Annotated in this window: 14 protein-coding genes; all 14 read right to left on the bottom strand. The window is 55.1% G+C overall.

All coding sequences use genetic code 11. The features are described 5' to 3' along the window. Positions 1–32 precede the first annotated feature (32 nt). The 14 genes from fliN to KJS55_RS10030 all read right to left on the bottom strand — a co-directional run bounded on the left by fliN (position 33) and on the right by KJS55_RS10030 (position 13,275). Complete coding sequence (fliN, locus tag KJS55_RS10095) at positions 33–1,409, bottom strand: flagellar motor switch protein FliN (protein ID WP_187029459.1); 1,377 nt, start codon at positions 1,407–1,409, stop codon at positions 33–35. Beyond that, on the bottom strand, positions 1,406–2,422 hold the full coding sequence (gene fliM, locus KJS55_RS10090; RefSeq protein ID WP_187029457.1) for a flagellar motor switch protein FliM: 1,017 nt from the start codon (positions 2,420–2,422) through the stop codon (positions 1,406–1,408). The genes fliN and fliM overlap by 4 nt, the downstream gene beginning before the upstream one ends. Before the next feature lie 84 nt (positions 2,423–2,506). Further along, positions 2,507–3,307, bottom strand: coding sequence for an OmpA/MotB family protein (locus KJS55_RS10085; protein ID WP_213543273.1), 801 nt, complete (start codon positions 3,305–3,307; stop codon positions 2,507–2,509). Beyond that, positions 3,307–4,173 carry a motility protein A gene (locus KJS55_RS10080; RefSeq protein WP_213543272.1) on the bottom strand — a complete coding sequence of 289 codons (867 nt, stop codon included), beginning with the start codon at positions 4,171–4,173 and terminating at the stop codon, positions 3,307–3,309. The genes KJS55_RS10085 and KJS55_RS10080 overlap by 1 nt, the downstream gene beginning before the upstream one ends. A gap of 60 nt (positions 4,174–4,233) precedes the next feature. Further along, positions 4,234–4,449: a flagellar FlbD family protein gene (locus tag KJS55_RS10075; protein ID WP_187029451.1), complete on the bottom strand. Its 216-nt coding sequence runs from the start codon at positions 4,447–4,449 to the stop codon at positions 4,234–4,236. A 78-nt stretch (positions 4,450–4,527) separates the two neighbouring features. Beyond that, positions 4,528–5,784, bottom strand: coding sequence for a flagellar hook-basal body complex protein (locus KJS55_RS17365; RefSeq protein WP_228300509.1), 1,257 nt, complete (start codon positions 5,782–5,784; stop codon positions 4,528–4,530). 100 nt (positions 5,785–5,884) lie between these two features. Further along, on the bottom strand, positions 5,885–6,253 hold the full coding sequence (locus KJS55_RS10065) for a TIGR02530 family flagellar biosynthesis protein (RefSeq protein ID WP_187029449.1): 369 nt from the start codon (positions 6,251–6,253) through the stop codon (positions 5,885–5,887). A 15-nt stretch (positions 6,254–6,268) separates the two neighbouring features. Next, positions 6,269–6,790, bottom strand: a complete 522-nt coding sequence (locus KJS55_RS10060; protein WP_187029447.1) for a flagellar hook capping FlgD N-terminal domain-containing protein — start codon at positions 6,788–6,790, stop codon at positions 6,269–6,271. Beyond that, positions 6,787–7,875, bottom strand: coding sequence for a flagellar hook-length control protein FliK (locus KJS55_RS10055; RefSeq protein WP_213543271.1), 1,089 nt, complete (start codon positions 7,873–7,875; stop codon positions 6,787–6,789). The genes KJS55_RS10060 and KJS55_RS10055 overlap by 4 nt, the downstream gene beginning before the upstream one ends. Positions 7,876–7,953: 78 nt before the next feature. Then, positions 7,954–8,403, bottom strand: coding sequence for a flagellar export protein FliJ (fliJ, locus tag KJS55_RS10050; RefSeq protein ID WP_213543270.1), 450 nt, complete (start codon positions 8,401–8,403; stop codon positions 7,954–7,956). A 24-nt stretch (positions 8,404–8,427) separates the two neighbouring features. Next, the gene (fliI, locus tag KJS55_RS10045; protein WP_213543269.1) at positions 8,428–9,729 is read right to left on the bottom strand and encodes a flagellar protein export ATPase FliI; all 1,302 of its coding nucleotides are present in this window, start codon (positions 9,727–9,729) and stop codon (positions 8,428–8,430) included. Then, on the bottom strand, positions 9,665–10,585 hold the full coding sequence (locus KJS55_RS10040; RefSeq protein ID WP_187029439.1) for a FliH/SctL family protein: 921 nt from the start codon (positions 10,583–10,585) through the stop codon (positions 9,665–9,667). Before KJS55_RS10040 ends, fliI begins: the two co-directional genes overlap by 65 nt. After that, a complete protein-coding gene (fliG, locus tag KJS55_RS10035) occupies positions 10,578–11,654 on the bottom strand; it encodes a flagellar motor switch protein FliG (RefSeq protein WP_187029437.1) in 1,077 nt (358 codons plus the stop codon). Before fliG ends, KJS55_RS10040 begins: the two co-directional genes overlap by 8 nt. After that, entirely contained in the window at positions 11,647–13,275 is a 1,629-nt protein-coding gene (locus KJS55_RS10030; protein ID WP_187029435.1) for a flagellar M-ring protein FliF C-terminal domain-containing protein, read from the bottom strand. Before KJS55_RS10030 ends, fliG begins: the two co-directional genes overlap by 8 nt. Positions 13,276–13,337 lie beyond the last annotated feature (62 nt).

The raw sequence follows: 13,337 nt of genomic DNA, 5'->3' as shown, positions 1-13,337 counted from the left end.
GAATTTATTCACGGCGTTTCCGCGCCTGTTGATTACTTCTTGATACTGTCCATCAGCCCGGGCTTTTTGACAATCTCCGTGATGCGGATTCCAAAGTTGTCATCAATGACAACCACATCCCCCTTTGCGATGCACTTTCCGTTCACGAACAAATCCACCTGGTCTCCTGCCAGCTTATCCAGCACAACAAGAGAGCCCTTGGAAAAGCCCAGGATTTCCTGCACTTTTCTCTGGGTCCGCCCGATCTCCACGGTAATCTGCAGCGGGACCTCCATGATCAGGTCCAGATTTTCCGCCTGTTCCTTTCCAAGCGTCTCCTGTGCGTCCATTTCCGGCATATCGACAGGCATGGTGTTGATCACCTTCGGCTCGGGAGGCGCGGCCCCCACTTGAACCGGGAGAGGATAAGGATAGGGTGGATATGGGTAGTACGGGGGATATCCGCCCATGGTCGTCCCTTCGGACGGGTTCCCGTTCTGCACAGGGGCCGGTGTCGGCATCGCTTGATGCACTGCCGGCTCTGAAGATGCAGGCGGCGCCTGCGCCGACTGACCTGCCGGTTCCGAAGGGGCGGATGACAGCTGCTGCGGGGACTCCGCCGGGGCCTCTCCCCAGCTCCCTGCCATCATCTTTTCAATCTCCTCCTGGCTCAGCTGCTTTCCGCCGCCGGAGCCGGAAGGCGTCTCCTGGGCGGACGGTGGTTCTTTCCCGCTCTGTTCCGCTGCCAGAAGTTTTTCAATCTCTTCCTGGCTTAGCTGCTTTCCACCGCCGGAGGCCGCCGGAGGCTCTGCGGCAGCCGAGCTGTCGTCCTCCTCTTCCAGACCCAGACCCGCCAACAGCTCCTTAGCCAGAGAGACACTCATGACATTCATGAACTCGCTCTCCAGCGCCTTTTCGATTTTCAGAGAAAAACGAACCACCACAATGGTCTTGGCCCCTTGCGGCAAATGGTTCTCTTTAAATTCCTGCAGGTTTTCCAGCTCAAAGGGAACCGGGGTGGAAATATTGACCGGGAACCCCAAAAAATCCGACATCGCCGTGGAAGCTGCGCCCATCATCTGGTTCATGACCTCACAGACCGCACTAATGGTCAGGTCATTGAGTTCAAACTCCTCCTCCGGGGTTTCGCCTCCCATCAGGATATCAACAATTACTTTAATGTCACTCCGGCGCAGCAGCATGATATTGCTGCCCTCCAGACCTTCCACATACTTGATCTCCACACCCATGGCCGGTTCCAGGTTTCCAATGGAAAAATCCTCCACCTCCACCACAGAGACCTCTGGCGTTGTGATGTCCACTCTTTGATCCAGCAGATTGGAAACCGCTGTCGCCGAGGAGCCAAGGCTGATGTTCATCATTTCCCCGATGGCATCAATCTCCATCGGGCTAAATAGTTCTTTCTTCATATTGCCTCTTCGCTCCTTTGTTCAGCCTGATAGCATACCTCATCTATCCTGACTGCCATATTTTTTTTGTGCGTTCCCATTTTGCCTGTAAACCAGTGGTAGCCGCCGATGTCCAGGTAGATAGAGGACTGCTTGGACCGTCCCAGGTCAATCACATCTCCCACGTTCAGATGATAGATATCCCGCAGGGAGAGCTGTGCCTGTCCCAATGTGGACACAATTTCCAGCGTGGAGTCCCGCAGGCTGTCAAAGATCTCTTCTGCCTTGTCCTCTGCCGCCGCCTTGCGGATGGGGTTTTCCTTGCTGATCTCTGCAAAAATATTACTCAGCATCTCTCCCGGCAGACAGATGCTCATCCGTCCGGACGCATCACTGAACTGCATCTTCATATCCACGATGATGACAATTTCATCCAGCCCGATGATCTGGCTCAATGTGGGGTTGACATCCGTTTTGCTGTAGGAAAATTGGATGGGTATGTAATTCTCCCAGCTGCTCCCCATGACGGACACCATGTCGTTCACCAGATCTTCATACAGCCGCAGCTCTAAATCCGTGTAGCTATACTCGGTGGTCCACGCCTCATCCACCGCTCCATCGCCGCCCAGCAGCCGGTCCATCATGCTCAAGGCGGTGGTGGTGGAGAGATAGAACATTACCGGTGTGTCCTCCGCCTTCCCCTTCACAGATGCGTTCACAAGCGCCAGAACATCGCCTTCCGTCAGAGCGTTGGAGAATTCATAATACCGCTGCTCCTCAATGCTCTCCACGGTGATCTCGCCGTTAAAGCGCAGTCTCGCATTCAGCCGGGAATTAATGATGCGGGCATAGTTTTCAAAAATACCATTCAGCATCTTGATCCGGTCCTTGGTAAATTTCCTTGGACTGCTGAAATCGTATTTCCGGTATTTCTTCTCCTGCTGTTCCTCCGCAGGTTCGTTCAAATCCTTTTCACCGCTGCGAACCGCATTCAGCAGAGCATCTATTTGACTTTGTGATAATACTTCTGCCATGAAATCCCTTCCCACACTCTTCAATCCAATGCAGCTCCAGACGATGCACAGCGATAGGAAGCCCTTGGTGCCCGCTTTCGCAGCTCATTCGGTTGTGTACTGCAAAATGCCGCCCTGCAGCTCTTGCTCCAGGTCTCGGCCGCTTACAATCATTTCCACACGGCGGTTCTGAGCCCGCCCTTCGACAGTATCATTGGTGGCCACGGGCCGCCACTGACCAATTCCCTCGCTGACTAACCGCGCCGGGTCAACTTCGCTGTGCTCCTGGACATAAATCACCACATTGGTTGCCCGCTGGCTTGCCAGGGTGCGGTCTGTTTCCACGTTGTTTGGCCGCTTCGGATTTGCCTGCGCCGTGTGTCCCAGCACCCGCACTTCATCAATGGACTCCGCCGCATTGCTGAGCATCTCGCTGACTGTATCCAAGATCGGTTTTGCCTCCTCCTTCAAAACAGGGCTGTCACCGTCAAAGAACACCACCTGGTTGAAGGAGATATAAATTTTCCCGCCATCCTTTGTGACGGAGATGTTGCTCTGTTCCCCCGCCTGTGCGACAAATGCTGTCAGCTCCTGATAGAGTTCCTCAATATCCTCGTCGATTTGCTTCTGGAGATCCACAGGTCCGCCCGCCTCGTCGGCGTCTGCGTTGGGCCCGTCTCCCCCGGGGGTGACAGTCAGCGTCTCCGTTGCCAATGGATTAAAGCTCATCACAAGCGCCTTCCAATTTTCTTCGCTGATGGTTGACATGGAGTAGAGGAGTACAAAAAAGCAGAGCAGGAGCGTCACCATATCGCCATAGGTATCCATCCAGTTGGCTCCTCCGCCCCGATTCTTTTTTCCCTTTAGATTTTTCAAGGCTGCCTTCCCTCTCTCCCCATCGGTCATCACTGATCTGACTTTTTGGCTTTCTTTCTGGATTTTTTTCCGCCTTCGCTGCTCTCGCCGCTGGCCAGTTCACGCTGCATCTGCTCCATATAGGTCAGCAGCCGCTCTCTCAGGAACTTGGGATTCTCACCCGCCTGAATAGACATGACCCCTTCCACAATGATCATCTTGCACAGCACTTCTTCCTCGTCCCGGTTGCGCAGTTGTGTGGCAATCGGTCCAAAGAACATATGGGCCAGAATGCAGCCGTAGAGCGTGGTGATCAGGGCTGTACCCATGTCAGAGCCGATATTGGTGCTTCCTTCCTCTAAGTTCATGCCCTTGAGCATATTGATTAATCCCACCAAGGTGCCCACCATGCCGAAAGCGGGAGCCACAGAAGATGCCTTGTCGTACATGGCGGCCGCGTCGTCATGCCGTGCGGACATGCACTCGATGTCGTTTTCCAGGATGCTGCGCACCTTGTCCGGGTCATAGGCGTCCACAATCATCATGATTGCCTGCTTGAAAAAGGGGTCCGGCTGTTCATTGGCCTTCTCCTCCAGCGACAGCAATCCGTTCTTTCTGGCAATCTGGGCCAACTCCACCAGCTGGTCAATATATGTAATGGGGTCGAATCTTTTTGTGCTGAGAATAATCTTGATATGCTTGGGAATTTCCTTGAGCATCTTTCCCGGGAAGCTGGCCACCACAACGAAAATTGTGCATCCGATGGTGATCAGGATGCTGGCCGGGTCCACGAAGTTCAGCAAGTTCTTTGGTGTTACGCTGACCGGCGGACTTCCTCCTAAATTAATTGTGGTAATCATGCCGAACAGGCAGACAGCCAGGGCCCCCACCACACCAATGATATAGTTCAGATTCATAACGAAGCTCTCCCTTTCACCGGACGGCGGTGTCCGGCTTCGGATTTTAATCTATCTGTTTCAACGTCGGTCCGTCACCGTGATTTCCCGGTGAATATCTTGAACTTTGGCGTTGTATTCGGCTATTTTTTGAATGATCTCCTCCACGGTTTCCCGCACCAGAAAAAAGTCGTGGTTCATCATGGTGATCTTTACCTCTGGAATGCTCTCAATGCACTCGATCTGCAGATGATTCACCACAAACTGTTCCTTGCTTCTCTTTGTCAAAACAATCATGCGCAGTCACCTCTCCGATTTCCCACCGGGACGCCCTGGGGCGCCCCGGTGGGCACCATATCTCCCCGAAATTAAAAATTATCGCTTCATGTTTACCAGCTCTTCCAGCATGCTGTCTGTCACGGTGACGATCCGTGTATTGGCCTGATAACCGCGCTGGGTCGTGATCATCTCCGAGATCTCCGTCGCCAGGTCCACGTTGGAGGTCTCCAAACCGCCGGTATACAGCTTGGTGGTTCCGGCGCTGCCGATCCTAGCTTTGTCGCTCAGATCCACCGGATCTCCGTTCGCGTCGACAGGAGCCAAACTGCCGTTCACATGCTCCAGCATACCGCCGCCCACAGTTTTCAGCGTGCTGCCAATACCGCCCAACATGGAAACCTGCAAATCTCCCGCGCCGGCGCCGCAGCTATAGTAGGACTCTCCCGTGTGGCTCACGCCGTTAGGATTTGTCACATTGCCCACTGCCAGAAAGCCGATGCTGATTTGTTCGTCTGTGTCCTTCAGCGTGGCGGTAATCTGTCCGGATGCCCTGTCAATGGTGATGCTGTCAATCTGGGCAAAGGCCAGGGGGTTCGTGTCCCCCACCTTGTTCCCTTGGTCATCCACGGGCCAATAATCCTCCAGACGGCTGGATGTCACATCCGGGTTCAACAGGTCGCTGCCGCTGACAGGCGCTCCTTGGTCATCCTTGGCCGCCACAGGATAGCGGACTATGGTCCTATACTCCCACTCAATGTCAGCAGGCGGATTATCGGGGTCGAAATTCTCAATAATCTCACCCGTCTCCGTGTTTACCGCTACCGACTCAACCCTAGGCAGGCGGATCGGCACCAGTTGGTCGCTGACGATCGGCTTGCCATCCGGGTCCGTCCCCACCGTTAAAAAGCCGTAGACTGTGCTTCCATTGCCGTCCACCAAATAGCCATCCGGGCCGAACTGGAAGTCGCCCACCCTAGTCAGGGTCAGGCTCTTCAAGCTGGAGGGGTCAGTGGGGTCAATCACATTGGCCACGTCTTTATCTCCTACCAGGAAGAACCCATCCCCATAGAGCATACAGTCCATTGGATTGCCAGGGGCAAAGTTGCTGGTGGTCATATTCAGATCAATGCTCGCCACCTGGGAGCCATATCCAATCTGAGCTGGGTTTTTGCCGCCCACCGTGGCGGTACCATCGGAACCGCTGCTGTACATGGTATATAATGCGTCCCGGAACACCGTGCGCTGGGTTTTATAGCCGTTGGTGTTCACATTTGCAATATTGTTGCCGATTACGCTCAGCTTGTTCATGTGGGTCTTCATGCCCGCAATCGCCGCGTACATTGCTCCAGTCATGTTTTCGCTTAGTCTCCTTTCGATTTTGGCGCCGCCCGCGCCCTGTCAATCGGACTGGGCGCGAAAGCCTCCGAAAACCGGTCCTGCCATCTGTAATACGTTACAGGAACACGGCGCCGTCTATGTTGGTAAATACGCTATCCTTCATCTCGTCCTGCGTGATGGCTGTGATCACCTTGGCGCTTGGCACATTGATAATGAATGCCTTTTCTGTGTCCATCGCCAGGATGTTGGTGGCCCCCTTCGCCTGGGCCCGCACCATGCTGCCCTTCAGCTGGTCAATCAGACTGGGCGTAATTTCAATGCCCCGCTCCTCTGCTCTGGACATCGCGTGTTTGGAAAACGCAACGCCATCTGCGGCCTGCCTGCTCAGCTCCTGCTGGAGCGCGGCCTCAAAGCCGCCAGCTGCTGCCGGTCGGTGCTGTACCGCCTGCTGAGGCTGCCGTTGGCCAGATATCCGTTCAATCATCGCGGGTCATCCTCCTTACACTTCAGGAGCAGCATCTGTTCCAGTCTCTCCGCCGTCTTGACTCCCGTCCCCCTCTGTTTCGCCTTCGCCGGGGTCTGTCTCAGGTTTCGGCAGGGTGCCTACCGCCAGGATCTCGCTCAGCAGATAATACTTATCACCCACAAAGACCACCTGGTTGCCATCATAGGTACCGGTCCCCGTGACCACACCCACAACCTCCTGCAGGTTGCCATCGGCGTCGTACTGGGCCACAGTGACTTCCTTGCCCACCAGAGACGCCGCATAGGACATCACAGAGGCATCCGTCATGTTCACCAATGCCTGCACCATCTGCATCTGCACCAACTGGTTCAGCATGTCGGAGGTATCGGCGGTCTGGTCAATGCTTTGGTTTTGCAGCTCTGTCACCATCAGGGTCAGGAAATCTGTCATATCCAGGCCCATCTTATCTTCCTGTGTCTCCACTTTCAGGCCCTTGGGTGTCTGATTGACCGATCCTGCCGCCAAATAGCTGCCAATATCAGCCATATAACTCATAAAAGCTCACTTCCTTTCCATGAAAAAATTTCTCCGTCCAGGGAAACAAGCCCCAGCCGCAGCTGATGCAGAAAATCCTGCTCGCTCCGCTGCCGGCCTTGGTGCTGCTCCTGCTGCTGACGGCCGTTCTGTCCGCCGCTTTCGCCATCGTAAAAATTCTGCTGCTGGCTTTCCTGCTGCCGGGACACTTCCACGCGAACTTCCTGCTGGGTATTCTGGCTCAAAACAGACCGCAATCCCGCCAGGTCCTGCTCCAGCAGGGCCCGGGTACGGCTGTTCTCCGCATACATGGAAACATGCAGCGCTCCTTCCTGGTCCCAAGTCATCTCTACCTGAACGCGGCCGAGGTTCTTCGGTTCCAGCTGAAGTTCCACCTTGCTCTCTCCCTGCTCCAGGGCCTGTGTCAACTTCTCGCTCAGCTGAGTTTTCAGCGGCCTGACCTCGCTTGGCTGTTCCGTCACTTCAGCCTCACCCACTTTGATTGGGATGTCGGAGACCTCTTGGAAAACCGGAGTTTCCGCACTGTATGCCGGTTTCTGCTCAGACTCGTCGGCCTGTTTGATCGCCACGTCTGTATTCCGGAGCTGTTCCGGCTTGGTGCCGGCGTCTGCTCTCTCCACAGGCTGTTCCGCAGCTTCCGCACGCAAAAGCGGCTGCTCACGCGGTTGAAGCGTCTCCATGACTGCCGCGGCATCCGGCGGCGCGGTCTGCGGCTTTTGCAGCCCGCTCTGAGGACCGGATGCCTCGGTCTCCGCCAAAACCGGCAGGGGGGCGCTCCCCTGAATCTCCGGATTCTCCGGCATCGGCATCTGCTTCTCTGGGGGCGCCGGCATCAGCATAAAAGCCGCCCAGAGCATCCGCTCCATATCGGAATTGGTCTGGTTCACCGTGGACTTCCCAGAACTCTGCTCTTCCAACTTTTCAGCGGGCGAGGTCTTCTCTCCACTGTCATCCACTGCCTTCTGCCTGTCTGCAAGCATCTCCCGAAAGCTGCTGCTCTGTGTCTGACTATTTCCTGCAGCGGAAGGGTTTGGCTGTTTCTCCGTTACGGCCTGCGCCATACTCAGCACGTTGATCTGATCCATTCCTGTTCACCTCCTTTCCAGTGCTTCTTTCTATTTCCAAACGGCAGGATTTCTGCCGGTTCGGACATGATCATGGTCCTAATTGGCTGCCGCTCTCACGCGGCTTGTACTGACGAATTCCTCAATAAAGGCCTCTTCACTTTTTTCCAGAGCCTTTTTGTAATCCCGCACCTTTTTTTCTTTTAATTTCTCAATGGCAGCCGTCTCCTGCTTTGCCTCCACGACCTCTTTCCGCTTGGCTTCCGCGCGCTCTCGCAGCTGCTCCAACTGCTTTGTCTCTCCCTGAATTTCCCTCTCCATTGCTCTCAGTCCGCTTTGATAAACCAGGACCTCCGTCATCGGCAGGCCGCGCTCACAGCGCTCACGGTACTCTGCGCCGTATTCCCGGTACCGTTTCCAGAGAGACTCCACCAAGGCCTCCTGCGCGTGGACCTGAGCCAAAATCTCCGCGTGTTCGCTTCGAAGTGCGTCCTGTCTTTGTTGTTTATAGGAAAGCACCTTCTCCAGGGAAAACTGGAATTTTTTCATAGACAGCACCCTCTTTTCTGATGCTTACTTCAAAATCTCTCTCATCTGGCGGATGCACGCCTCGTAGCTAAAGGACTCATCGACGCCCTGTGTCAAAAAGCCGTTGACCGCGTCGATCTTAGACAGCGCAAAATCCAGCTTTCGGTTGCTTCCCGCTTTATAGGCGCCGATGGCGACCAGATCCGCATTTTTTTCATAGATACTTAAAATATCCCGAATACGGGAGGCCAAATTCCGGTGCTCGTCGGAGACAATCTCCGTCATGAGACGCGAAATACTGGCACTCACGTCAATCGCCGGGTAATGGTTGCCGTTGGCAAGCGCGCGTGAGAGTACGATGTGCCCGTCCAAAATACCGCGCACCGTGTCCGCAATGGGCTCGTTTGTGTCGTCTCCCTCCACTAAAACCGTATATACGCCTGTGATGGAGCCTCGGTCAAAATTTCCGCTGCGCTCCAGTAGCTTTGGTAATTCCGCGTAAATGGAGGGTGTATAGCCTCTGGCCACAGGCGGTTCTCCCACAGCTAGTCCGATCTCCCTCTGCGCCATGGCGAAACGGGTCAGGGAATCCATCATCAAAAGCACGTCATACCCCTGATCTCGAAAGTACTCCGCAATTCCAGTTGCCACGCTGGGGCACTTCATGCGCAGCATGGCCGGTTGGTCCGAGGTCGCCACTACCAGCACAGAGCGCCGCATTCCCTCTTCCCCCAGGTCTTTCTGCACAAACTCGAGAACTTCCCGTCCCCGCTCGCCAACCAGCGCTATCACGTTGATATCTGCCTTCACGTTTTTGGCAATCATTCCCATCAGGGTGCTCTTGCCAACGCCGGAACCCGCAAAAATTCCTATGCGCTGTCCCTTGCCAATGGTGAGCATACCGTCAATGGCCTTGATGCCAAACTCCATTCGCTCCCGGATGGGCGGCCTTTGCAGCGGATTGATATGGCTTCCGCCTATACAATAGGAAACCCCATTTTCAAAGGTTCCCTTCCCGTCCAGCGGCTGTCCCAGCGCGTTGATAATGCGGCCGCGCAGAAACTCGCCCACCCGCAGTGAGAGCTGTTTTCCGGTATTGCGGACAAAACTTCCGGCAGAAATCCCGTTCATATCGGAGTATGGCATCAGCAACATATGGTTGTTTTTAAATCCCACGACCTCGGCAGTCACCTGCTTGCCTGATACGCCGTTGTAAATTCTGCAGATATCGCCCACCGCCGCCTGGCCGCCGGAGGCCTCAATGGACATTCCAACAATATTTTCAATCTTTCCCGTCAGGCTGTAGGTCCCCGCATGATAGACCTGGCGGATCATCTGTTGGAACATGTCCTGGACTCCTTTCCTCCGGGCTGGCCGGCCCCTTTGCCTCATCTGCTGGAATATCAGCCAGCATCGAGCGGATATTATGGATCTGTGTTGCCGCGCTGGCGTCAATAATTTCATCCGGCATCTCGATGATGCAGGTGCCAGGCTCGTCATCCGCCATAGGGATAATCCGCACCTGACTGGATAAAGAAGCCAGTGCGGCCGTCAGTGCCGGTGAAAGCCGCGCCATCCGCTTTGCATCACATTCCGCAATATGGATTCGCACCCATTCCCTGCGCTTGCGCTTATCCACCGCCGCCTGAATCATACGGCCTATCACCTCGGAGCTGCTTCTCAGGCTGACGGCGATGACCTTCTCCGCGACGGCAATCGCCAGCTCTCTGAGCTCTCCGATGTTTTCATCCATCTGCCGGTCCAGCGCCGCGTTGGCCCGCTCAAGAAACTGAGCTACCTCCTCAGACAGCGCTTTGATCTTTTCCTCGCAGACGCGCCGGTTTTCCTCCAGCGCCTGGGCAGATCCCTGGCTGACTCCCTCCGCGTGTCCGGTCTCCCAGCCATTTCTGCGGGCGTCCTCGTACAACATCTCTGCGTGTCTTTGGGCCTCCTGCCGGGCATCCCCCAGGATTTTCTCTGCCTGCCGCTTGGCTTCCAGCAGCATTTGATCCGCCTGTACCTGTGCGTATTGCAAAGGTGCAGCGCTGGCAGGCGGCTCCTCAGGGGGGCCCTGCTCAGGCTCCTCCATCTGGGGCAAAGGCACCTCCTCAGTCTCCTGTTCCTTGGGCTCCAGCTCTTCTGTGTCTGGAAACTGATATGTCTCAGCCTTCGGGTGGGACGACCGCTTCCATATATTAAGCAATGATATCGTCCTTTCCGCCCTTCAGAATGATGATCTCTCCTTTTTCCTCCAGTCCCCGGATAATTCCAACGATCCGCTGCTGCGCCTCTTCCACATCTCTCATACGGACATTGGTTGTGATCTCCAGATCGTCCCGGATACTCTGTGCCATCCGTGTGGACATATTGCTGAACAGCTTGTTGGCCACCTCGCTGTTGGAGGCCTTGAGCGACAAGACCAGATCCCGGGGATCGCAGTCCCGCACAAAGCGCTGGACAGAGCGGTCGTCCATTGTGATGATGTCCTCAAACACAAACATTCTTTTTCGGATTTCATCCGCCAGATCCTGGTCATGCTCGGAAAGGCCGTCAAAAATATTTTTCTCGCTGGTCCGGTCCAAATTATTCATGACATCGGCCACATAGTCGATGCCGCCTACCTTGACATTTGTGCTGGTAACAATGCTGGAGAATTTCTTGCTCATCTCGGCCTCGACAATCTTGATCGCCGTGGGGGAAACGCTCTCGATTTTCGCGATACCCTCCACCACCTGAATCTGCTTATGTTCTTCCAGCTGTGCAATTACACCCGCCGCCTTATCCGCGTCCACGTAGGACAAAACCAGGGCGATGGTCTGCGGCCGCTCATTTTGCAAAGCAGAGTACAGCGATTTGACATCTGCCTTGTTCATAAAGGCGAACTCACGGTTCTTCAGCGACTTCGTCACCTTGTTCAGCAGGTCCTCCGCCGCCTGCTCCCCGTAGGCCTTCTCCAGGACCGTCCTCGCATACTCCAGCCCACCCTCTGTCACGGCCTTGTTGGTCATGCACATCTGATAGAATTCTGTCAGGACATCTTCCGTCACCTCAGAATCCAGGTATCCAAGGCGAGCAACCTCAAGAGTGATCTGTTCTACATCGTCCGGCTCCATATACTTGTAGAGAAGGGATGCCTTTTCCGCACCCAGCGCAACAATCACAGCTGCCGCCTTCTGCGCACCACTTAATTCTATTTTGGGCGCTTTGTGCTTTCCCTTGCTCTCCTTGGCAGCGGCTCCGGAGGCGGCATCCGTTGAAACGGCTTCAGCCATTCATCTCGCCTCCCTTCAGCCAGCCTCGCACCATCTGTGCGGCAATCTCCGGATTATCATTGGCAAATTGCCGGATGTCCTTCCGCAGCTCCATACTCTTCTCCGTCTGCAAGCTCATGACATCCGCGCCAGCCGGTGCCGTAACGTCCGGCGCAAACCCGGCGGCCGCCAGCATATCGTCCAGCTCCTGCTTCTTCCTCTCGTCCGCTTTCTTTCTGCGCCTCCTGCGGATCAGCAAAATGATGACCAGCAGCAAGAGGAACAGCAGCAGTCCGCCCGACGCTGCCAGGAGCACCCACAGAGGAACCGTCCGGCCGTCCGGAAGCAGGCTGGCCTGAGGATCATAGAAGTCCATGGATACCACGGATATTTTATCGGCAAGATATTCCTCGCCAGTCGTCTCATCAACGACTCCCACAATCCCGGCGGCCCGCGCCGCATGCTGGCGTATATTGTCAAGATCCACCGCGCCCGCCGTGGCAGAGTCAATGCTGATTGCCACTGTGCAGTCCGTCAGATAGCCCGCCGTATACAGGGCCTCCGTCTCCGTGAAGGAGTTGTCATAATCCGTCTGGCCGCTGCCCGTGATAGTCGTCTCCGTACCATCCGGGTCCGCCAGATCCTCCACATACTCTGGCAGGTCGCTGTTGGTCTCGGAACCCACGAGACCGCCCGCCGTGTCACTGTCCGGCCGGCCCACGTAATATTCATAAATCTGCGTTCCGATAATTCCCTTGCCATCAGTGCCGCCGTCCTGTGCCCATTCCGGCATCTGCACGTCCCTGGAGCTCACCGTCCGCCGGCTGATATCCACTACGCAGCTGACGCTGACCCGCACATGATCCTCGCCAAAGAAAGGCATCAGTGCCTGCAAAACCTCTGTGCGGATTTTATTTTCATATTCTTCCTCCAGCTGGAGCTTTAGGGCAGAGTCATTTCCGGCTTCGGCGGATGCGTCCGCACTGTAGGTGTTTCCTAGCGTGTCACTGATGGCCACCGAATCAATTTCCAGTCCCTGAACAGCGTGGGAAACCAAATTGCGAATGGCCGCGGCCTGCTCCCCGCTCAGCTTTGCCGCGCCCTCCATCGTCACGGTCACAGTTGCCGAGGCCTCTACCACATTGCCGCTATCCAGCACATAGCCACGGTCCTCACCTGGAGAAATATAAACCGTGGCGTCCTTCACATTTTCAAAAGTCCGAATGGTGTTGCTCATGCTCTCCTGGAGGAACATCAAATATGCGTTGTTCCGTTCCGCTTCTGTGGAGAGCGAACCCACATGGTCGTAATATGTAGAATAGGCATAACCAGTCTGGGGATAGCCCGCCATTAAAATGCGGCCTTTCAGCGCCGCCTCCTGTCCTTTGGGTACCAGAATCGTGTCATTGTTTTCCACCTTATAATCTGTGACACCCAGACTGTCCAGATAGCTCAGGATTGAGGAAGCTTCTCCCGAGCTGACACCAGTGACCAGCACCGCATAGGGCCTGTTATAAAGCACAAGAACCACAGCCGCCGCCAGAACCACCAATGCGGCGCCGGCAATGATGTATACCTTCTTGGATATTTTTTTTAAACGCTCCTTGAGCTTTGCCCAAAGCGTTTTCAGCTTCTCAGTCAACCACCGACACCCCATTTTTCTGCCTAATATCGTTTGGACAAATATCTTTCCTGGTTGTTTCA

The sequence above is a fragment of the Pusillibacter faecalis genome, from assembly GCF_018408705.1.
Classification (GTDB): domain Bacteria; phylum Bacillota; class Clostridia; order Oscillospirales; family Oscillospiraceae; genus Oscillibacter; species Oscillibacter faecalis.
This window is presented reverse-complemented; position numbering and strand designations above follow the sequence as displayed.